Annotated in this window: 16 protein-coding genes; 8 read left to right on the top strand and 8 right to left on the bottom strand. The window is 65.4% G+C overall.

Going from position 1 to position 20,571, the window contains the following annotated elements; all coding sequences use genetic code 11:
• Positions 1–72 precede the first annotated feature (72 nt).
• Complete coding sequence (locus tag JQ587_RS31690) at positions 73–3,411, top strand: DEAD/DEAH box helicase (RefSeq protein WP_349629546.1); 3,339 nt, start codon at positions 73–75, stop codon at positions 3,409–3,411.
• 270 nt (positions 3,412–3,681) lie between these two features.
• On the opposite strand, the gene JQ587_RS31695 is transcribed toward JQ587_RS31690, so the two are convergent.
• On the bottom strand, positions 3,682–3,996 hold the full coding sequence (locus JQ587_RS31695; protein ID WP_212427950.1) for a hypothetical protein: 315 nt from the start codon (positions 3,994–3,996) through the stop codon (positions 3,682–3,684).
• A 125-nt stretch (positions 3,997–4,121) separates the two neighbouring features.
• On the opposite strand from JQ587_RS31695, the gene JQ587_RS31700 reads away from it, so the two are divergent.
• Both JQ587_RS31700 and JQ587_RS31705 read left to right on the top strand, forming a co-directional pair.
• The gene (locus tag JQ587_RS31700; RefSeq protein ID WP_212427951.1) at positions 4,122–4,532 is read left to right on the top strand and encodes a hypothetical protein; all 411 of its coding nucleotides are present in this window, start codon (positions 4,122–4,124) and stop codon (positions 4,530–4,532) included.
• 239 nt (positions 4,533–4,771) lie between these two features.
• Complete coding sequence (locus tag JQ587_RS31705) at positions 4,772–5,998, top strand: MFS transporter (protein ID WP_212427952.1); 1,227 nt, start codon at positions 4,772–4,774, stop codon at positions 5,996–5,998.
• 6 nt (positions 5,999–6,004) lie between these two features.
• On the opposite strand, the gene JQ587_RS31710 is transcribed toward JQ587_RS31705, so the two are convergent.
• From JQ587_RS31710 to JQ587_RS31740, 7 genes are all read right to left on the bottom strand, one after another.
• Positions 6,005–6,883 carry a bifunctional helix-turn-helix transcriptional regulator/GNAT family N-acetyltransferase gene (locus tag JQ587_RS31710; RefSeq protein WP_212427953.1) on the bottom strand — a complete coding sequence of 293 codons (879 nt, stop codon included), beginning with the start codon at positions 6,881–6,883 and terminating at the stop codon, positions 6,005–6,007.
• A 124-nt stretch (positions 6,884–7,007) separates the two neighbouring features.
• Entirely contained in the window at positions 7,008–8,186 is a 1,179-nt protein-coding gene (locus tag JQ587_RS31715) for a VWA domain-containing protein (RefSeq protein ID WP_212427954.1), read from the bottom strand.
• Complete coding sequence (locus JQ587_RS31720) at positions 8,183–10,408, bottom strand: DUF5682 family protein (protein ID WP_212427955.1); 2,226 nt, start codon at positions 10,406–10,408, stop codon at positions 8,183–8,185. The genes JQ587_RS31715 and JQ587_RS31720 overlap by 4 nt, the downstream gene beginning before the upstream one ends.
• Positions 10,409–10,412: 4 nt before the next feature.
• Complete coding sequence (locus tag JQ587_RS31725) at positions 10,413–11,489, bottom strand: ATP-binding protein (protein WP_212427956.1); 1,077 nt, start codon at positions 11,487–11,489, stop codon at positions 10,413–10,415.
• Positions 11,486–12,916: a DUF5691 domain-containing protein gene (locus JQ587_RS31730; protein WP_212427957.1), complete on the bottom strand. Its 1,431-nt coding sequence runs from the start codon at positions 12,914–12,916 to the stop codon at positions 11,486–11,488. The genes JQ587_RS31725 and JQ587_RS31730 overlap by 4 nt, the downstream gene beginning before the upstream one ends.
• On the bottom strand, positions 12,909–14,297 hold the full coding sequence (locus tag JQ587_RS31735; RefSeq protein ID WP_212427958.1) for an SWIM zinc finger family protein: 1,389 nt from the start codon (positions 14,295–14,297) through the stop codon (positions 12,909–12,911). Before JQ587_RS31735 ends, JQ587_RS31730 begins: the two co-directional genes overlap by 8 nt.
• Before the next feature lie 98 nt (positions 14,298–14,395).
• Positions 14,396–14,770, bottom strand: coding sequence for an MmcQ/YjbR family DNA-binding protein (locus JQ587_RS31740; protein ID WP_212299315.1), 375 nt, complete (start codon positions 14,768–14,770; stop codon positions 14,396–14,398).
• A 75-nt stretch (positions 14,771–14,845) separates the two neighbouring features.
• Between JQ587_RS31740 and JQ587_RS31745 the strand changes: the two genes are divergently transcribed.
• The 5 genes from JQ587_RS31745 (at position 14,846) to JQ587_RS31765 (ending at position 20,560) form a co-directional block, all read left to right on the top strand.
• Positions 14,846–15,397 carry a carboxymuconolactone decarboxylase family protein gene (locus tag JQ587_RS31745; RefSeq protein WP_212299316.1) on the top strand — a complete coding sequence of 184 codons (552 nt, stop codon included), beginning with the start codon at positions 14,846–14,848 and terminating at the stop codon, positions 15,395–15,397.
• A gap of 112 nt (positions 15,398–15,509) precedes the next feature.
• Positions 15,510–16,136: a PadR family transcriptional regulator gene (locus tag JQ587_RS31750; protein ID WP_212299317.1), complete on the top strand. Its 627-nt coding sequence runs from the start codon at positions 15,510–15,512 to the stop codon at positions 16,134–16,136.
• Positions 16,137–16,147: 11 nt separating this feature from the next.
• Complete coding sequence (locus tag JQ587_RS31755) at positions 16,148–16,792, top strand: O-methyltransferase (RefSeq protein ID WP_212427959.1); 645 nt, start codon at positions 16,148–16,150, stop codon at positions 16,790–16,792.
• Between the two features lie 178 nt (positions 16,793–16,970).
• Entirely contained in the window at positions 16,971–18,626 is a 1,656-nt protein-coding gene (locus JQ587_RS31760) for an acetolactate synthase large subunit (protein WP_212427960.1), read from the top strand.
• Between the two features lie 107 nt (positions 18,627–18,733).
• A complete protein-coding gene (locus JQ587_RS31765; RefSeq protein ID WP_212427961.1) occupies positions 18,734–20,560 on the top strand; it encodes a chloride channel protein in 1,827 nt (608 codons plus the stop codon).
• The last annotated feature ends 11 nt before the right edge of the window (positions 20,561–20,571 follow it).

Raw genomic sequence — 20,571 nt, forward strand, 5'->3', positions numbered from 1 at the left:
GGATCTGTGGCGAACGTGCGACTACAATCCCCCGGTCGAGACGGCTATGCTACAACCCAGGCAATCTGGGTCGTGGAATCGCTGCAAGTGCTCTCGGACGTTCTCAAGCGCAAGGAAATCTACAGTTACTTCAGCCGCTCGGCGATGGAGAAGGCGCACGCCTATCAGGCGCAGGGCCGCGTCTCGGCGGTGAATGTCAGCGATGACCTGACCTACGTCAGCTCCCAGGTGCGAGGCAGCGAGTCCAGGAAATATCGCGTCGACATCCAGCTGGAGTTCGACCACGGCGGGCTCACCGACATTGACGGTGATTGCAGTTGTTCGATGGCCTTCAATTGCAAGCATGTCGCTGCGACCTTGCTCGAAGCACTGAGCGACAAGGAGCCGTCGGAGTTGGCCTCCGTGCCACCTCCGCAGGCAGCCAAGCCTGGGAAGGTGCAAGCGCCGTCGACGCCGCCGGTTCTGGGCTTTGAGGTCACCACCTGGATCGACACGGTCGGCCGTGCGGCGCGGAGCAGCGATTACGCTGCGGACGAGAGTCCGCGATTGCTGTATTGCCTGGACCCGTCGGACGACCCGATGCCCCATCTTGAGATTTCCCTACGATCGGTCCAGTTGCGCAAGGGTGGAGCGTATGCCGACAACTACAGTAGTCCCAGTCCTTACGACTTCAAGCCGGAACGGGCGCCAAAATATTTTCGGGACGTCGACGTCGACATTATGACGGAAATATCCGGCCGTTTGCGCAACTACCATACGCAGGGGCCGCATCCGGAAGAGCTATTGCGCCGGATTGTCGCGACGGGTCGCGCATTCTGGCTTGACCACAAGCGGGCGCCGCTGAGCTGGGGCGAAACGCGTGAAGGCCGGATCGAATGGCGCCCGGGGCACGGCAAGGGCGTTGCGCCACATCTCATCGTATCGGGGGCGATCGCGTTGAATGCCGAACCGCCGGTCTATGTCGACGAAGCCAGCGGTGTGATCGGGCCGGTGCAACTCGGCCTGCCGCCTCGGCTCGCCTGCCAGTTCCTGGCTGCACCATCCATTCCCCGCGCGCAGCTCGAAGAGGTGTCGCGCCGCCTGAGCCAGAGGCTGCCCGAGCTTCACCACGGCCTGCTGCCGGTGCCGCCGGTGGCTGCGGTGCCGATCGACGAGGATCCGCGTCCCGTGCTGCGGCTGAAGCTCGGACATGTCGGCGCAAGTTACTATTACTATCACAGCAGGCGCGAGCAGCCTGGCCCCGCCGGTGTGGCCAGCCTCGGCTTCCGCTACGCCGGGTTCGAGATCGATACGACCCAGCGTGCGAGCCGGCTGGAACTGTTTCAAGGTGGGCAGGTCTATGCGATCATACGCCGCCAAGGGAAGGAAAGGCAGGCGCGCAAGCGCCTCGCCGACGTCGGTCTCATCGATGCGAGGTCGGCGCTTCCGACGCTCGACTACCGCCATGCTGCGGATTTGACGCTCAGCGACCAGCGCGGCTGGTTCGATTTTCTCGCGCTGCACGCCGACCAACTGCGGTCGGATGGTTTCGAGATCCTGATTGACGACGATTTTCCGTTCCGGCTGGCGGAATCGTCGGGCGATTTCGACGCGGTGCTCGAGTCCAGCGGCATCGACTGGTTCGAACTGGCGCTCGGCATCGAGATCGACGGCGAGCGACGCGATCTCGCGCCGCTCCTGGCAGCACTGGTTTCGGCGCCTGGCTTCACTCCCGCGTTGCTGACTCAACTCGCGGACAAGGGCGATCGTTTCCTTCTGCCGCTCGCCGACGGCCGGCACGTCGCACTGGCTGCCGATCGCTTCCTGCCGCTCGTGCTGGCGCTGCATGGCCTGCACATGAGCGGCGCTTTCGCGGACGCTTCCGGAAAGATCAGACTTTCGCGCGCGGACGTCGTTCCGCTGCTCGGCGTCGAGAACGAGCGCTTCGCCTTTCAGGGGGCTGACAGTCTTCGCCGCCTCGCAGGCCTGCTTCAGGCGCGAGGGTTGACCGCGCCGGAATTGCCGCCGACCTTTCGCGCCACGCTCCGGCCCTATCAGGCGCAAGGCGTGGCATGGCTGGATCTGCTCCGAGAAAGCGGGTTGGGCGGGATTCTCGCCGACGACATGGGGCTGGGCAAGACCGTCCAGATCCTGGCCTTGATCGCGCTGGAGAAAGCGCGAGGTCACCTCGCCAATCCCGTGCTGGTCGTCGCGCCGACCAGCCTGATGACGAATTGGTTTGTCGAAGCGCAGAAGTTTGCGCCGGATCTGAAAGTCCTCGTGCTGCACGGCGCAGATCGCAAGCTCAAGTTTCCTGCTATCGCGGATCACGATCTGGTTCTGACCACCTATCCCTTGATCGCGAGGGACCGAGAAGTTCTGCTGGCGCGAGAGTGGCATATGGCCGTGCTGGACGAGGCGCAGACGGTCAAGAATCCCGATGCCGCCACCACGCGATGGCTGCGCGAGACGAAGGCGCAGCATCGCTTCTGTCTCACGGGCACGCCGATGGAAAATCATCTCGGCGAACTCTGGTCGATCATGAGCTTCGTCAACCCCGGCTATCTCGGGGACAAGGCGGCATTTTCGCGTCAGTGGCGCACGCCGATCGAAAAGCGTGCCGACACGGTGCGGACCGCGGCGCTGGCACGGCGTGTCAAGCCCTTCTTGTTGCGGCGTACCAAGACGGAGGTGGCGACCGAGCTGCCTGCCAAAAGCGAAATGGTGGAGAGCATCGCGCTGGAAGGGCCGCAGCGCGATCTCTACGATTCGATACGGCTCGCGATGTCGCGGAAGGTTCGCGAGGCCATTGCAAAGCGCGGCCTTGCCAAGAGCCACATCGTGGTGCTCGAGGCTCTGCTCCGGATGCGCCAGGCTTGTTGCGATCCGGCGTTGCTGAAACTGGACGATGGGGTCGAGCGGCCGTCAGCCAAGCTCGATCGCCTGATCGACATGGTGGGCGAACTTCTGAGCGAAGGACGCAAGATCATCATCTTCTCGCAATTCACCTCGATGCTCGATCTGATCCGCAAGCGCTTCGACACGGGAGGCTTGCGCTATAGTGTGCTCACCGGTCAGACCAAGGATCGAAAGGCGGCGATTGAAGCCTTTCAGGGCGGCACGGCCGAGATCTTCCTGGTCAGCCTGAAGGCGGGCGGTGTCGGCCTCAACCTCACCGCCGCCGATACCGTCATCATTTTCGATCCCTGGTGGAACCCCGCTGTCGAGGAACAGGCGATCGACCGGGCCTATCGCATCGGGCAGGACAAGGCCGTCTTCGTTTACAGGCTGGTGGCCACCGGGACGATCGAGGAAAAGATGGACGAGCTCAAAGCCAGAAAGCGCGCGCTCGCCGATGGCCTGTTCGACCGCGATGGCGGGATCGCATCGGCCCTCACGGAGAGCGATGTGAAGGCGCTATTCGACGCGTAGCCCGGCGCAGAGCGGCAGGCGCGCCGGTGCGTGCCGAAAAAATCGGGGCGCTGTCTTCTTTCGCCGTTCCCATTCGTCTTCCAGATGGCACGACTGGGAGATCGGCGAGGACTCCGGAGCGAAGCACGTCGCGTTCTATTGGCGAATGACCCTTCCGGCCCTGAAGCGGACCGTAGAGGAAGCGCGGGACCAGCCGTGAGCCGGAGGCCGCGATCCTGCGTGTCCAGACCCGGGAGATGAAGCCATCCTGCCGTGTCTTGCCGCGGTTGCTCAATGCTCATCCTCGGATAGCCGGGAAGCTCCGTCGCTGGTGTATCCACGCCAGAGCAACCAGGCGGCGACGCCGGACCAGGCTGCAAACAGTCGCTCGACGAAGTTCACGAAGGTCAGGTCGTTCGACGCTGCGCCGGCCGACGCGCCAAGCAAGGATTGCAGTCCGAACAGCGCGGCGACGCCGATCACAACGTGGCCGACCACCACGATCAATATCGTAGCCAGGCTGGCGCCGACGCCGATCGCCCCCAGCGTCTTTGGAATCGCGGGGCGATGCAGGAACGCGACCGACCAAAACAGCATCGAGGCCATGAGCAACGCCGAGTAGGCCAGGAGGTATCGACCATCCATCCCTGAAGCGACCCCGAGGATCGTGCCGAACTTGGAGCCAACCGAAAATGAGAAGCACATGAAGGCGGCCCGATTGAGTGGTTTAGATGCGCGACGTCAAGATGCTCCCGTTCGCGCGTGGCCTGATCGATCACATTCAGGAGCAGAGACGGCTGTTCCGCGCTATCGTCGGCCGACGGAGCGGCATCGTCGTGCAAGCGCGCTTCCGGATGATGGTTCACGAACTGGTCGCGGAGGATCTGGCGCGGTTCCGTTACACCGATTGGCGAGGCGATGCGGCCAGCCACTATGTGACCGGGGCCCTGGTCCAGGTTCTCGCCTGGTGGGTCGATGCAAAATCGTCAGTTCCAGCGGACGTGATTGAAGCGTTCCTGATCGAGGCCACGATGAACGCCCTCTCAGGGACCGATGGGCGAAATCGCTTTGTTTCCTCAGCGGCGGACGGCGTACCCCAAATCCGATCCGGCATGCGGCGTCGACGTCAAGGTGACGATTGAGCTCACCGCGAGCGCTTGGTGAGGCGTCGTGGATCGGCTCCTTGCGCGACCGCTCCTGGTCTCCCGTCATCCACCTCGTAAGTCATTGATCCGGCTGCGCCCGGCTACTGTGCATGGGGTTGTTTTCCGACTTTTCTTGTTGGCAGACGGAAAGCATGTGACAAAAATGACCGGACACTTGTCGGCCAGTCCTGTTCCCATTCGTCTTCCACTTGAGACAGACCTGACGGGAGACAAGGATGACTTCTTCCTCTTATCGCTGGGTGATCGTCGCCGCCGGCGGCTTGCTCGGCTGCGTTGCGATCGGCGGCATGTTTTCGCTGCCGGTGTTCCTGCAACCGATCGCCAAGGACACCGGCTGGTCGGTGACCGGGATCTCCAGCGCGATGACGATCGGCTTCCTGGCGATGGCCTTCACCAGCATGGCCTGGGGTACGCTGACGGATAGGTTCGGGCCGCTGCCGGTGGTGCTGACGGGATCGACCGTGCTGGCGCTCAGCCTGTTCGCGGCGAGCCACGCGACCTCGCTGATCGTGTTCCAGGTCGTGTTTGGCCTGCTGGTTGGCGCGTCCTGCGCCGCGATCTTCGCGCCGATGATGGCGACCGTCACCGGGTGGTTCGACACTCATCGGGGCCTTGCGGTGTCGCTGGTGTCGGCCGGCATGGGCGTGGCGCCGATGACGATGGCGCCGTTCGCGGCCTGGCTGGTTTCCAACCATGACTGGCGCACCGCGATGCAGATCGTGGCGCTGGTGGTCGCCGTCATCATGATCCCGGTCGCGCTCCTGGTCCGCCGCCCGCCGGCGCTGGCGCATTCGCCGGTCGCGGCCGCGGGTCCGAGCGGTCCGCAATCCGAGATGACGGTGGGCGAAGCATTGCGCTCACCGCAGTTTTTGATCCTGCTCGCCACCAATTTCTTCTGCTGCGCCACCCATTCCGGCCCGATCATCCATACCGTCAGCTATGCCGTGAGCTGCGGCATCCCGCTGATCTCCGCAGTGACGATCTACAGCGTCGAGGGACTGGCCGGCCTCGGCGGCCGCATCGCCTTCGGCCTGATGGGCGATCGCCTGGGCGCCAAGCGCGTGCTGGTCTCGGGGCTGCTCGCGCAAGCCTTCGGTGCGCTCGCCTATGTCTTCGCCCATCAGCTCACGACCTTCTACATGGTCGCGACGGTGTTCGGCTTCATCTATGCCGGCACTATGCCGCTCTATGCCGTGATCATCCGCGAAAACTTTCCGCTCAAGATGATGGGCACCGTGATCGGCGGCACGGCGATGGCCGGCAGCCTCGGCATGGCGACCGGTCCGCTCGCCGGCGGCCTGATCTACGACGCGTTCTCCAGCTACGCCTGGCTCTATATCGGCTCCTGGGCGATGGGTGTCGGTGCGTTCCTCATGGCGATGACGTTCCGCCCGTTCCCGAAGCCGCAAACCGAGCCTGCGCCGGCGCCGGTGGCGGCATGACGAGGTCTACGCCCGGATCTGCTTCTCGAAGAACAGATCCGGGTAGGGGTCGTCGTTGAAGCGGGGAATCTCGCGCCAGCCGGTGGTGCGATAGAGCCGGCCGGCCTCCGGCAGCGCGCTGTTGGTGTCGAGCCGCAAGAGCGCAATGCCGAGCATGCGCGCGGCATCCTCGGCGGCGTCCATCAGGCGCTTGCCGAGCCCCAATCCGCGGGCGGACGGCGCGACCCACAGCCGCTTGATCTCGGCATAGCCGTGGTCGGTTCCTTTCAACCCGACGCAGCCGATCGGCAGCGTGTCCGACATCGCCACGATGAAGCTGCCGCGCGGGCGGCGCATGTCCTTGGCGTCAGGGTCGCGTGACAGCGAGACGTCAAAACCCTGTTTGAAGCGGCGGCCGAGCTCGGCGTAATAATCACCGAGGCAATAGCGCGCCTCGTCGCTGCGCGGGTCCATGTCGCCGAGCGCGATCCGCTCGCGCGTCAGCGCGGAGGCGATCAGGTCCATCGCCGCGAGCAGCGCCTCGGCTTGCGAGTTGCGGGCGAGGAAGCTTTCGGCTTGCGTGTTCGATAGCGCTTCATAGGCGGCGAATTCGCGCTTGCCCGTGCGTGTCAGGCTCGCAACGCGGCGCCGCGCATCATCTTCATGAGCTTGCGTCTCGATCAGGCCTTCGTCCTCCAGGCTGCGCAACAGCCGGCTCATCAGACCGGAATCGAGGCCCAGATAGTCGCGGATCTCGCCTACGTCGGAGCGTCCGTGTCCGATTGCATTGAGCACGCGCGCCGCCCCAAGCGGCCGGCCGCGCCCGAGGAAGGAGGTATCGAGTGCGCCGACGGCGGAGGTCACGGCACGGTTGAAACGGCGGACGCGGGAGACCGGATCGAGCATTGTCTGACTTTAGTCAGATATAAGGTCGTCGTCAATCGCCTCCAAAACCGCCAGCTGACGCGTCTTCCTCGACTGGATCGGCCGCATCTTCGGCGAGGCGAAGCTCTCGTCGGATTCAAGGCATTCAGGCTTCGGGCCGGATCAGCTTGATATCCTGGTCGGCGGCCCAATCGGCGACGTCCTCGCGCTTCAGCGCGGTTGCCATCAGATCGGGAAACTGGTCCGGGGTGCAGGCAAAGACGGGGATGCCGAGGCTCGCAACCCTTGCCGATAGCTCGGTGTCGTAGGAGGGGCGGCCGGTGTCGGTCAGGGCCAGAAGCACGATCACATTGATCCCGCGCGTTACCAGTCGGGCCAGCCGGTCGACCAGCGCATCCGCATTGCCGCCTTCATAGAGATCGGTGATCAGGATCAGATGCGCCTTTGAGGGCCGCTCGATGCGGTCCTCGCAATAGGCGACGGCGCTGTTGATGTCGGTGCCACCGCCGAGCTGGACGCCGAACAGCACCTCGACGGGATCGGCGAGCTCCTCGGTCAGGTCCACGATCGCGGTGTCGAAACAGACGAGCTTGGTCGCGACAACAGGAAGCGAGGCCATCACCGCCGCAAAGATCGAGGCGTAGACGACGGACGTCGCCATCGATCCAGACTGGTCGACGCACAGAATGACTTCCTCGAGATCGACGATGCGACGCTGCTGGCGCAGGAAGCCGATCAACCGTTCCGGCACCACGGTGCGATGCTCCGGCTGATAGTGGCGCAGATTGGCCTTGATGGTGCGCGGCCAGTCGATGTCGGCAAAGCGCGGGCGGTTGGTCCGCAGCGAGCGGTTCAGCGCGCCGCGGACTGCGTCCGTTGTGCGCCGCTCGAGCCGCTCCATCAGCTCGGCCACCACCTTGGCGATCACGATCCGCGCGGTATCCTTGGTCTTCTCCGGCATCACGCCGCGCAGTGCGACCAGATCGGCGATCAGGTTTACGTCGGCTTCGACGGTTGCGAGGAATTCGGGCTCGAGCAGCATCTGGCGCAACCCCTTGCGCTCGAAGGCGTCTTTCTGGATCACCTGAACCACGGGGGCAGGGAAGAACTCCCTGATGTCGCCAAGCCACTTCGCGACACGCGGTGCCGAGCCGCCGAGACCGCCGCGCCCCTTCTTCGGCGCGTCGTCGCCATTGCCGTATAGTGCCGTCAAGGCCTCGGACATGCGGCGGTCGCTGTCGGACAGTGCGGTGGCGCCTTCCTCATCTGCGTCAACGCCGAGGGCCAGCGTCCAGCGGCGATTGCGCTCGTCGGTCTCGCTCATCGGGGGACTCCGGCATTGAGCAGCGCGATCACGCGCGCCTCGTGCTGCGGCCAGATGGCGGCGGCATCCGGGATGAGCCGATATCCCTTCGCGCCACCGGCGTTCCGCGCAAACAACGCGTTCATCAGCCGCCTGCGCTCGTTCCGGTCCAAGGCCGAGAAGACACGGCGGAACAGCGGCAGGCTGGCGGTAAAGGCCTCATCGTCGAGTGACAGTAGCCAGCCATCCACGGCGCCGCGCAATGCCGCATCGTGAATCAGGCGCTGGCCCGCACCCTCAAAGAAGCCCTCGAAGAAACCCGCTGCCGCGGCAACCGGCGTGCCCGGCGACAGCATCCGCGCCAACAGGTTGGACGTCTGATCGACGGCCAACAACTCGGCCTCGTAGAGCAGCCGCGCTGCGGTGCCGGCGATCAGCCTTGTGGTCTGATCGTCGTGCAGCAGGGCCGTCAGCGCCTCGCGCCATTTGGCGACGATTTCGGTTTCGAGCTGGGCAAGCTGGATCGCGGAATCACCGGCGAGGATCGCACCGCGCAGCTTGGCGGCCGCCGGCACATCCAGATTGCGCGCGGCGTAGGGCAAAGCGAGTGCGGCCTGCACGACGATCCGGGGCATCAAGGCCGCCAGATGCTCAACGGTGCCGGCGCGCGCCTCGCCATAGCGCAGGATGTCGGCCATCGGCGGTATCGCGTCGAGCAGAGCTTGACCGTCGCTGGTGAGAGCCGCCTTGGTCTCGAGCGCAGCGATGCCGGATTCGGTGGCGCGCGGCAGATCGGCGATCATGGCGTCGCGCACGAGGCCCGCCAGCGCGCCGAGCTCGGTCTCCTTGCCCATTGCCTCGATCAGGCGGCTGGCGGCAGCTTCCATGATGGTCGAGCCATAGAGCAGGTTCTCGACCAGCCGCACCGCGAATTCCGGCTCCCAGCGCAATTGCCAGTTCTCGCGGAACGTTCCACGGCTGCGGCCCGCATCCGTCAGGCGTCCCCAGGGCACGTCGAGCGCGTTGAGCCGGTGCAGCAGCGTCGAACGCATCAACCCGCTCTCGCTGCGCAAATCGAGCGTCAGCGGCCGTTCGAGCGCTTCCGGCTTCAGCCGCGTCGCCTTCTGCTGGCGCTGAAGGTCTTCCAGCAGCGGCGCCAGCGGCGTCGCCGACGGAATCGATCCGACGCCCGCACCGACCAGCAACTCGGCGGCGACATCGTTCCACATCGCGCGCTCGCCGTTGCAGAGGCAGGCGATCGCCGCTTCGCGCAACTCCTCGAAGCCGGGCGAGGGCCGCTCGCGCAGTGCCGCGAGCGCCACGCCGAGACGTTGCGCCTCGATTACCGAGGCGGTCGAGACGAAATGACCACGCTCGCGCAGCACACGCGTCACCTTGGCGAGCCAAAGCGCGGCGCGATCGCCCTCGCGCGTCTCCCAGAGATGCGCGCACCAGCCGGGCGCGACGACGCCTGCGCCATAGCCGCTCGCGCGTGCCAGGCGCGGGGCAGTCCACGGCGCCCATGTGGCCTTGATCTTTGCCTTCGGCCGGCCCTTGAGCAATTCGCGGTCGGCCGCAAGGCTGCGACGCTCCGCGAGCGCCGGCACATGCCAGGCGCCGCAGACCACGGCGATCGCACCATCGCACTCCTTCGCTGACTTGGCGATCTCGATCCGCATATGGGCTTCGCGCGCAGCCTCGCGGGCGGTGAGCAGCTTTGCCTCGGCGCGCAGTGCCGTCATCGCATCGGCAACGGCAGTGAAAACCGGCCCCGATGCGGGATTTTCCTCGATGACGTCGGACCACCAGGATTCGCCGTCGTCATAACCGGCGGCGGTCGCGAGCGCCCCGATCGGATCGTAGCTGATGGGATCGTCGTCGGCCTTCGTCGCGATCTCTTCCGCGATCTCGCTCGCAGCGACGCCCAGCCGGTCGGATGCCGGCAAGTCGATGAATCGTAATGCTGCGCCCTGGCGCACCGCCCAGCGCGTGGCCTGACATTCCGGCGAATACTCGGCAAAGGGAAAGAAGCTCGCATTGGCCGGATTGTCTTCGGCATAGGTGAGCAGCGCCACCGGCGTCACCATCTCGGGGTCGGCGAGCATGGGCAGCAGCTCGGAGGCATCCGACGGCCCTTCGATCAACACCATGATCGGCTTCAGCGCATCGAGCGCTTCCACCAGCCGCCGCGCCGATCCCGGCCCATGATGCCGGATACCGAACAGATGGATGTCGCCGGCCATGATGTCAGATCAGATCGGTCAGCGAAGCATAGTAGCCTTCGAAGCCGCGCTTCTTCTTCAGCACGGTCTCGAGATATTCGCCGAGCACGGCCGTGTCCTGCACGGGGTCCTTCACCACTGCGCCGATCATGTTGCTGGCGAGCGTTTCCGGGGTCAGCTTGCCGTCGTTGAAGAAGGTCGCCTGGCTGATGCCGCCGACCATCACTGCGATCGCTTCGGCGGTCGAGAGACCGCCGGAGGGAGATTTTAGCGCGACCTTGCCGTCCTCGGTCGAGCCCGAGCGGAGCTCGCGGAAGATCGCGACCACCCGCGCCACTTCGTCGGCCACGTTCTTTGGTGCTGGAAGATCGAGGTTCTGCGCCATTTCGCTGACACGCTTGACGACGATCGACACTTCCTCCTCGGCGCTGTCGGGCAGTGGCAGGACGACGACGTTGAAGCGGCGCTTGAGCGCGGAGGATAGTTCGTTGACACCTTTGTCGCGATTGTTGGCGGTCGCGATGATGTTGAAGCCGCGCTGCGCATAGACCGCGGTGTTGAGCTCCGGGATCGGCATCATCTTCTCGGACAGCACGGTGATCAGGGTATCCTGCACGTCGCTGCCCATGCGCGTCAGCTCCTCGAAGCGGCAGAGCTTGCCGCCCTCCATCGCGCGCATCAGCGGTGTTGCGACCAGCGCGTCACGGCTCGGTCCGTGGGCGAGCAGCTGGGCATAGTTCCAGCCGTAGCGGATCTGGTTCTCGTCGGTCCCGGCCGTGCACTGGATCACGAGCGTGGAGTCGCCGGTGATGCCGGCGGCAAGATGCTCGGAGACCCACGATTTCGCCGTGCCGGGCACGCCGAGCAGCAGCAGCGCGCGATCGGTCGCAAGCGTCGCGACCGCTGTCTCGATCAGTCGTTTGTCGCCGACATATTTCGGCGTGACCACCGTGCCATCGACTGCCTTGCCGCCCATCAGATAGGTCACGACCTGACGCGGCGAGAGGGCCCAGCCGGGCGGGCGATGGCCGTCGCCTGCCGCGAGTGCCTTCAGCTCGGCCGCAAAGCTGTCCTCGGCGGGCAACCGCAGTTTCTCGCTCATGGTTTCTCTCCATTATCGTCCAACGCGGCGTTGAGCCGCAGCATGTCGAGGCGCGGGTCGCCTTGCAGCAGGCCCGCAGCCGTCAGGCGCTGCAAGGTCTGCTGCGCCGCCGTGCGCGAGGCGAGCAGGCCCAGAGCCTGAAATTCTGCAACATGGTCCGACGGCTTCGCGTCGTCGCGCCGAAGCTCGGCCAGTAGCTTGGCGCCAGCGGGTGCCGACAGCAGATCGTCCAGGCGCGCAGCCGCGCCGGCGATCACCCGCGCCATGTCGAAGCCGATGCCGTGTGCGCGCAGACGAGCCGACGCAAACCTGGCTCGGTCGGCGGGTGTAAGGCGCGGTGCGAGCGCCACGATGAGACCGGTCGCGTCGTGCTCGCTGACGATCCCGGCTGCCTGCGCAAGCTGGGCGTCGGTGCCGGTCTCCACAATCAATTTGATCAGCCCGGTGTCGGCCGCGGGGTCCACGTTCCAGTCCCAGGCATCGATCAAATCCTGCGGGCCGAGGCCGAGCGCGCCCGAGAACGACATCAGATCGGTGCCGTCGAGCAGGGCTTTTCGGCGCTGCCACTGCGCCGGTGTCTTCGGAGACTCGATCTGGACCACGCGGGAGCGACGCAGCAGCCCCTTCGTCTTGACCGAGAAGTAGCCGGCGAGCTCCGCGATATCTTCTCCTGCGGCGGGACCATGGCCGAGGCGCGCCAGCATGGATGTTGCGAGCGCTTTCACCTTCGGTGCGCGATCGTTCGCCGCCAGACCTTCGAGAAAGGCAACGTCGTCACCGGACAATCGCTCCGACAGCAGGGACAACAGGCGCAGCCGCGCATCGGCGCTCTCGCTGCCGAGCTTTGCTTCGAGCAGCGCGCGCGCCGCTGACGGATCGCGCTGCCTCAGCATGATCAACGCGGCCTTGCGTGCGGCCGGCCAAAAGTCCTCCCAGTTTTCTGCTGTGAGCTGGTCGCCGGCCTGTCGTCGCGTCGTCTCGCCGGATGCGGCGGATGCGCTCCAGTCGCGCCACGCGGCATAGATATCGGGCGCGTCCTCGTCGCTTGCGTCCGGTATCCAGTCGGCGGGATGTGTCGTCCAGCCGCGCGCGACGAGGAAGTGGATGAACTCGGTTCTGGAAGCTCCGTCCTTGCTCGTCGCAAGGATCCGCCGCACCAACGGTCGCAATGCCTCGTGCACGGTCGGCAGTCCGAGTGTTGGAATGTCGGGTAGCACGCGCAGCACAGGCGGCGGTTCGGCCGTCACGATCGCGCCGAGGAACTGGCCCGACAGCGCGAGTAGTCGCAACTCGGCCTCGACGGGATCGTCGCCGAGCTCGGTGCGCCAGAAGGACGCGACAGGGGCGGCGGTCGAGCCCATGGTCCAGCGCGTCACGACTGCGCCCATCGCCTCGAAGATCGCTTCGGCATCGGCGGTTTCAGTCATGGCCGCCGATCCGTCCCCAAGGGGACTGTGCGGCAAGGATCGCGAGCCTGTTGCCCGACCAGATCGCGGCGGTGCGCATCAGCTCCGTGCCGGCCAGCAAGCCCTCCGCGTTGCCTGCGACCGGCAGCGTGGCCGTGCCGTCGGCTGCTCGCCACCATGTGCCCCCTGAATCGTCTCGTGCGATCCGCCCCCGAGGCAGCAGCAGGGGAATCTCGACGATCCAGGGTTCTGCGAGCAGAGGGCGTGTCAACGCTTCGCCCAGCGCCATATCAGGCGCGGGCCATTCGGAGTTAAGCATCGCCTCGGCGGCGTCACGCCGGACGAGCAGGGCGCGGAGTGGCTGTTGCGACGGATAAAAGACGAGCTCGCCCTGAAAGCGCTCGCCGGGCGCAAACACCGAACCGCGCCGTCCGGCGCTTGCGGGAAAAAAGTCGAGCAGCATCGCGAAGCGCGGACCGCTTGCAGCGAGATTGAGCAGCCACGTGGTTTGCGATACCAGGCCGTCGCGCCGCGTCTGCACCTGCTCGGCGAGCACCTCCCATTGCGCGTTCACGCGCAACGCCTGCGGATCGGCCAGCACTGTCTCGCGTGTCTCGGTCGTCGCGACGACGCGGCGGATCTCGGCATCGCGCGGCGTGGCGCGGAAGGCGCGCGCAAGCAGCACCAGCTTGCCGAGTTCGACGACCGCGCCGCTAGGCCGATCGCCCGCGGCCAGCGCGAGCAGACGGGACGGCAGTTCGTCGATCCGTCCGGCCAGCACCGCGGCCTTGCCGTCGACCAGACGTGCCGCGATGCGCCGGCATCGCGCTGTGGCATCGTCGATGAAGCCCGATAATCCCATGCGGAGCTGATCGCCAATCCATTGCTCCAGCGCATCCAGCGCATCGAGGATGGCGCGCTCGGTCTCTTCGTTTCGTTTAGCCGACTGCGCCTCGCGTCGCGCTGCATCCTTCGGATCCTCGACGACCTCGGGCTCGACGGCCCGTGCGGCGCGCACATCCTTCTCACCGGCCGGAGCGGCGGTGCTTGCCGGCTTCGCGGCGGACGTGCCGCGCCGGCGCCCCAGCCAGTCGCTGACCCAGGCTGGCGTGTCGGCGGGCGCGAACGGCACGATGGCTTCTGCATTGAGCCACAACAGGCCGAGCACGTGCTTGCAGGGGAATTTGCGCGACGGACAGGTGCACTTGTTGCCGAGGTCGCGGAGGTCGGCCATCACGCGATAGGGATTGGCGCCGGAGCCCGCGCATTCGCCCCAGATCAGTGCGCCGTCCGGGCTGCTGCCGACGCCCGACCATTTGGCCGGCTTGGCAAGGCCGGCAGCCGCCTTGAGAGAGGATTGATCGGTAGCGAGTTGCTCGACCGCCTTCAGATCAATCGCCACGCCGGCTTCCCAATTCGAATCCAGGATGGTCAGTATATCGGGGCAGGATGAAAGCTCAATGTCGCCGCGCGCCGCCGACCGGCTGCACGCGGAGATCGTCATTCGAGCCCGGTTTCCGGCGACGCAAGCCCAAGCTGCTTGCGAGCCTTGCGCGTGAGTTTTGCCACGATCAACGCATGCGCCTGGGCGAGATAGGCCGTCAGCTCCGCGTCCGGCAACGCGTTGTTGCTGACGAGCTGCACCCATTTGGCCCGCGCAAGATAAGGCGCGGGCCGCGCCAGCCCGTGTTCGATCAGCATGGAATAGGCCAGGTTCGAGACCTTGAACATGTAGCCGCCGGTATCAGCCGTATAACCGCCGCTCAGCGCGAACATCTTGCCGCCGACCTTGAACACAGAGGTGCCTTCCCATTGCACCACCTTGGTGGCGGCGGGCAGGCGCAAGCAGCGTGTTTCGAACGTTCTAGGTGTCATGCGTTTGCGATCGCAAGGTAGCGGACGGGCCGGCCCCTATGGCAGCATGCGTCGTCCAACAAGGGATGACATGCCATGTCGCGCGTTTCGATCAAGACCAGGGGCGATCTGCCGGAAGCACTGCGACCTCTGTGGGACAAGATGACGACCTATGGTGCGTTCGAGAACCAGGCCGGTGTGATGGCGCATCGCGCGCCGATCTTCAAGCACATGTGGTCTTTGCTGGTCGATCTCGCCAGCGAAGGCATGATCTCGAAGCGGCATCTCGAGCTGGCGCTGGTCACGGTGTCCTTGCTCAACAAATGCGACTATTGCGTTTCCCACCACGCGCCAAAGCTTGCGGTGCAGGGCGTGTCGGAGGAGGGCACTGCGCGCCTTGTCGACTTCAAGGATCATCCGGAGCTCGATGAGCTCGACAAGCTCGTCGTCGAATATGCGATCGCCGTCACCAACAACTGGAACAGGACGCGGGACGAGATCTTTGCCCGTCTGCGCGTCCATTTCTCGGAAGCACAGATCGTCGAGCTGACTTGGCGCATCGCGCTGTGCGGTGCGTTCAACCGCTTCAACGACATCCTTCAGCTCGAGGTCGAGCGGGGCGTGCCCACAAGCGAAGCCGCCGAGTAGCACGGCGGCGCGGTAGTGGGGCTCGGTCGGCAGGCGATCACGGATCCGTGAGTTGAATCCTAATTATCGCAAATTATATCGTAAGATAGGTTTTAAGAAGGAGACGTAAGATATGTTTAGCAAGCACCGAGAGCACAGAGACTTCCATTTTGGCCACTTCGCCCATTTTGGCATGGGCCGGCACGGCGGGCGGCATCGCTTCGGCCGCGGCGGGCATGGCTTTTTCGGGCGCGGCGGCGACGACTTTCCGGGCGCCCGGCGCCTCGCCTCGCAGGACCTCCAGCTCGTGATCCTGGCTCTGCTCGCCGAGAAGCCGGCGCATGGCTACGAGCTGATCAAGATCATCGAGGAGCGTTCGGAGGGATTTTATACGCCGAGCCCCGGAGTGATCTATCCGGCGCTGACCTATCTCGAAGAGGTCGGCCACACGAGCGTCGCGCAGGACGGCGGCCGCAAGCTCTATAGCATCACGCCGCAGGGCGAGGCACATCTCGCCGAGCAGCGCGGGACGGCCGATGCGATCCTGCAGGCGCTGTCTCGGATCGGACGCCGCATGGACGAGGTGCGCGAGGCCTTTGCCGGTGTCAGCGATCTCGATGCCGATGCCTCCGACGAGCTGCACCGCGCTCGACACAATCTCAAGCGCGCGCTGCGCAGCAAGCATGGCAGCGATTCCGCCGAAGCACGTCGCATCGCCGGGATCCTGGAGCGCGCGGCTGCGGAAATCCTCGGCAAGTGAAGGGGGCCCGCATGTCCGATCGGCCGCACAGTCCGATTCAAGATCCGCGCGTCAACGCCGTGATCGCGCGCCTGCAGGGCGCGCGGTCGCGGCCGTCCGGCGCCGGTCCGCGCAGCTCGTTCAACAGCCGCGATCCTCACGCCTATGCCGAACGGGGCTTTTCGATCCATCCCGAGCAGGGTGAGTTGATCTACCTGCTGTGCCGCGGCTTGCGCGCCACCCGCGTCGCGGAGTTCGCGACCTCGGTCGGCATGTCGACGCTCTATTTCGCGGCTGCCGTCCGCGATAATGGCGGTGGCACCGTGATCGGCTCGGAGATCGTGCCCGCCAAGGTCGAAGCCGCCAGGCGCAATCTCGCTGAGGCCGGCCTGGCCGACTATGCCGAGATCCGCGAAGGCGATGCACGCAAGACGTTGCGCGACCTCGGTGGCCCCGTCGACTTCGTGCTGATCGACGGCTGGCCGGGCGAGGGCGGTCCCTCGCTGGCGCGCGAGGTGATCGAGATCGTCGCGCCGCAACTGCTCGTCGGCGGCTACGTCATGAACGACAATGCCGAGCCCGACTATCTCGCTTTCATCCGCGATCCCAACAGAGGCTTCGTCTCGATGACGCTGCCGCTCAAGGGCGGCACGGAGCTGTCGTTGAAGGTGAGGTGAGGTCCTCCGCCCACAACGCCTTCCGTCGGCGTGCCATCGTTGAACGATGGATACGAAGAATAGTCGTGCGCCCTGGCAGGCCAGCTGCATTGTGAGTTGTGCCTGAACGCCACGCGGTTACGATGCGCGCCGGGTTCCTGCTGTGTGCGGGAGCGGACATCGTCACTGGAGAGGCGACATGAGCGAGCAGGAACGCAAAGTCAAAGGATCGGACCTGTTCGTTGCGGCGCTGGAGAACGAAGGCGTCGACCGCATCTTCGGCGTGCCCGGCGAGGAAAATCTAGACCTCGTCGAATCGCTGCGCACCTCCAAGATCGAGCTGGTTCTGACCCGCCACGAGCAGGCCGCCGCCTTCATGGCGGCGACCCATGGCCGGCTCACCGGCAAGCCGGGCGTCTGTCTCTCCACGCTCGGTCCGGGCGCACTCAATCTGTCGACCGGCGCGGCGTACGCTCATCTCGGCGCGATGCCGATGATCCTCATCACCGGCCAGAAGCCGATCATGAGCAGCCGGCAGGCCCGCTTCCAGATCGTGGACGTGGTCGCGACCATGAAGCCGCTGACGAAACTGTCGCGGCAGATCGTCAGCGCCTCCTCGATTCCGACCGTGGTGCGCGACGCCTTCCGCGTGGCGATGGAGGAGCGGCCTGGTCCGGTGCATCTCGAATTGCCCGAAGACATCGCGGGCGACGAGGTGGTCGCCGTTCCCGTGATCCCGATCCATCCGATCGAGATTCCCGTCGCACATCGCGCCGCGCTCGATCGCGCCGCCGTGATGATCCTGGCCGCAAAGCGTCCGCTGGTGATGATGGGGGCCGCGACCAGCCGCCCGCGCTCGACCCACGGCATCGCAAGTTTCGTGCGGCGGACCGGCATTCCGTTCTTCACCACGCAGATGGGCAAGGGCACCGTGCCGGGCGGCACCAATCTCTACATGGGCACCGCGGCGCTATCCGAGCGCGACTATGTACACGATGCCATCGACGCCGCCGATCTGATCGTGGCGATCGGCCATGATCCGATCGAGAAGCCGCCCTTCATCATGGGCCCGTCGGGGCCGAAGGTCATTCACGTCAGCTACACCTCGGCGAGTGTCGAACTAGTGTATTTCCCCGACGCCGAGGTGATCGGCGACGTCGGCCCGAGCCTCGAGCTTCTGGCCGACCGGCTCGAAGGCAAGCTGCCGCAGGCCGCGACGTTGTTGCCGCTGCGCGAAGAAATCCTCAACCACATCGCCGACCGCGCCACCGAGACACGCTGGCCGCCGACGCCGCAGCGCATCGTGCACGACATCCGTCAGGTCATTCCGGAGAACGGCATCGTCGCGCTCGACAACGGCATGTACAAGATCTGGTTCGCTCGCAATTACCGCACCCGCGTCGCCAACACGCTGCTGCTCGACAATGCGCTGGCGACGATGGGTGCCGGCTTGCCGTCGGCGATGATGGCCGCGATGCTCTATCCCGATCGCCGTGTGCTCGCGGTCGCCGGCGACGGCGGCTTCATGATGAACAGCCAGGAGCTGGAGACTGCCGTTCGCCTCAAGCTCAATCTCGTCGTGCTGGTGCTGGAGGACAACGCTTACGGCATGATCCGCTGGAAGCAGGCCGTCGATCACTTTGCCGATTATGGCATGACCTTCGGCAATCCCGACTTTGCACTCTATGCCAAAGCCTATGGCGCCAAGGGTCACCGTATCGATAACATCGACAGCTTTGGCCCGACGCTCGATGCCGCTTTCAAGGAGGGCGGCGTGCACCTGGTCTCGATCCCGATCGACTATTCCGAGAACGTGCGGGTGCTGGTCGACGAGCTGCGCGCGCGGCAGAAATAGGAGAAAATTCTCGAAAATTGCCGGGAGGGTCATACCTGCCATTCCTTGATATATATCGTTCTACGATATATTGCAGGCGCGAAGAATCCTCCCGACCAGAGATATCCATGCGCCAGACCCCCGACATGACCGGCGGCCTCCCGCGTCCTCGCGGCAAGCCCGGAGATTTTACCGCCGATCGCCGCGTGTTGGTCCTGATCGGCATGGCGCTGCTGGTCGGCAGCCTCGGCGCCGGGGCCGCCTGGGTGCTGTTGAAGCTGATCGCGCTGGTGACCAATCTGGTCTGGTTCGGTCATGTCAGCACTGAGAACGTCTCGCTGGCGAATGCCCATCGGGGGATCTGGATGGTGCTGGCGCCGGCGCTTGGCGGTCTCGTGATCGGTCTGATGGCGCGGTTCGGGTCGGAGAAGATCCGGGGCCACGGCATCCCCGAGGCGATCGAGGCGATCCTGATCGGCGGCAGCCGGATGCAGCCGAAGGTCGCGATCCTGAAGCCGCTGTCCTCGGCGGTGTCGATCGGCAGCGGAGGTCCGTTCGGCGCCGAGGGGCCAATCATCATGACGGGCGGCGCGATCGGATCGATCTTCGCCCAGTGCTTCCATCTCACCGCGGCCGAACGCAAGACGCTGCTGGTCGCGGGCGCTGCCGCCGGCATGACGGCGATCTTCGGCACGCCGATTGCGGCGGTGCTGCTCGCGGTCGAGCTGCTGCTGTTCGAATGGAAGCCGCGCAGCTTCCTCCCCGTCGTGACGGGAGCGGTGATTTCGGCGGCGTGGCGGCCACTGCTGTTCGGGACCGGTCCGCTGTTTCCATTCGCGGACCGGCCGGATTTGCCCTGGTGGGGCCTCGCGGCGGCGATCGGCGTCGGCATCGTCGCCGGCCTGCAATCCGGATTGATGACGCGGCTGCTCTACGCCATCGAAGACCTGTTCGATCATCTGCCGATGCATTGGATGTGGTGGCCGATGCTGGGCGGCCTCGTCGTCGGCCTCGGCGGGCTGATCGATCCCAGCGCGCTCGGCGTCGGCTATGACGTCATTGCGGATCTCCTCTCCGGCCACATGGTGCGCGACGAGGCGATCCGGCTCTTGCTGGTGAAGTCCGTGATCTGGGTGGTCGCGCTGAGCTCGGGCACGTCGGGCGGCGTGCTGGCGCCGCTGCTCATCCTCGGCGGCACCGCCGGCTGGATGGAGGGGCTGGTGCTGCCCGGTGGCGCATCGTTCTGGGCGCTGGTCGGCATGGCCGCCATGATGGGCGGCACGATGCGCTCACCGCTGACCGGCGTGATGTTCGCGATCGAGCTCACCGGCAATATCGACATGCTTCTGCCATTGCTGGCGGCGACTGGCGCGGCGCATGCCGTCACCGTGCTGTTGCTCAAGCGCTCGATCCTGACCGAAAAGATCGCGCGCCGCGGCCAGCACATCACCCGTGAATATGCGATCGACCCGTTCGAACTGATGCGTACGGCTGATGTCATGGTCACGGATGTCGACACGCTGCCGGCCGACATGTCCATCGACGCGGCGGTGACTTTCTTCACCTCGGACCAGCGTCGTCATAAATCCTATCCGGTCGTCGCGGCCGATGGACGTCTGACCGGCATGGTGACGCGCGCCGACGTGCTGCGCTGGCGCACCGAGGGCGATCATCAGGCCGCAACGCTCGATGACGTCGTGTCGGACAGCTCCAGCGTGGTGGCGCATCCCGACGATGTTCTGGGGCGGGTTGCGGACCTCATGGTTGCCTCCGATCTCGGCCGGCTGCCGGTGGTCGATCGCGCCAGCCATCGCGTGGTCGGCCTGGTCGCTCGCAAGGATTTGCTGCGAATTCGCGCGGTCGTGAACGCGCAGGAGGAGGACCGCAACGCATATTTCCTGCGCGAAAAGGCGCTTGTGCCGGAGGCACGGATCGCGGAAGGTCAGTCCCTCTGAACTCCAGCAGC

It is taken from the genome of Bradyrhizobium manausense (assembly GCF_018130615.1).
Lineage (GTDB): Bacteria > Pseudomonadota > Alphaproteobacteria > Rhizobiales > Xanthobacteraceae > Bradyrhizobium > Bradyrhizobium manausense_A.

What these genes read in the sequence shown, in the direction of transcription:
- JQ587_RS31695 (WP_212427950.1), bottom strand. Translation starts at nt 3,996, where the DNA reads ATGGCCTCGATGCTGTTTTGGTCGGTCGCGTTCCTGCATCGCCCCGCG.
- JQ587_RS31700 (WP_212427951.1), top strand. Translation starts at nt 4,122, where the DNA reads ATGCGCGACGTCAAGATGCTCCCGTTCGCGCGTGGCCTGATCGATCAC.
- JQ587_RS31705 (WP_212427952.1), top strand. Translation starts at nt 4,772, where the DNA reads ATGACTTCTTCCTCTTATCGCTGGGTGATCGTCGCCGCCGGCGGCTTG.
- JQ587_RS31710 (WP_212427953.1), bottom strand. Translation starts at nt 6,883, where the DNA reads ATGCTCGATCCGGTCTCCCGCGTCCGCCGTTTCAACCGTGCCGTGACC.
- JQ587_RS31715 (WP_212427954.1), bottom strand. Translation starts at nt 8,186, where the DNA reads ATGAGCGAGACCGACGAGCGCAATCGCCGCTGGACGCTGGCCCTCGGC.
- JQ587_RS31720 (WP_212427955.1), bottom strand. Translation starts at nt 10,408, where the DNA reads ATGGCCGGCGACATCCATCTGTTCGGTATCCGGCATCATGGGCCGGGA.
- JQ587_RS31725 (WP_212427956.1), bottom strand. Translation starts at nt 11,489, where the DNA reads ATGAGCGAGAAACTGCGGTTGCCCGCCGAGGACAGCTTTGCGGCCGAG.
- JQ587_RS31730 (WP_212427957.1), bottom strand. Translation starts at nt 12,916, where the DNA reads ATGACTGAAACCGCCGATGCCGAAGCGATCTTCGAGGCGATGGGCGCA.
- JQ587_RS31740 (WP_212299315.1), bottom strand. Translation starts at nt 14,770, where the DNA reads ATGACACCTAGAACGTTCGAAACACGCTGCTTGCGCCTGCCCGCCGCC.
- JQ587_RS31745 (WP_212299316.1), top strand. Translation starts at nt 14,846, where the DNA reads ATGTCGCGCGTTTCGATCAAGACCAGGGGCGATCTGCCGGAAGCACTG.
- JQ587_RS31750 (WP_212299317.1), top strand. Translation starts at nt 15,510, where the DNA reads ATGTTTAGCAAGCACCGAGAGCACAGAGACTTCCATTTTGGCCACTTC.
- JQ587_RS31755 (WP_212427959.1), top strand. Translation starts at nt 16,148, where the DNA reads ATGTCCGATCGGCCGCACAGTCCGATTCAAGATCCGCGCGTCAACGCC.
- JQ587_RS31760 (WP_212427960.1), top strand. Translation starts at nt 16,971, where the DNA reads ATGAGCGAGCAGGAACGCAAAGTCAAAGGATCGGACCTGTTCGTTGCG.
- JQ587_RS31765 (WP_212427961.1), top strand. Translation starts at nt 18,734, where the DNA reads ATGCGCCAGACCCCCGACATGACCGGCGGCCTCCCGCGTCCTCGCGGC.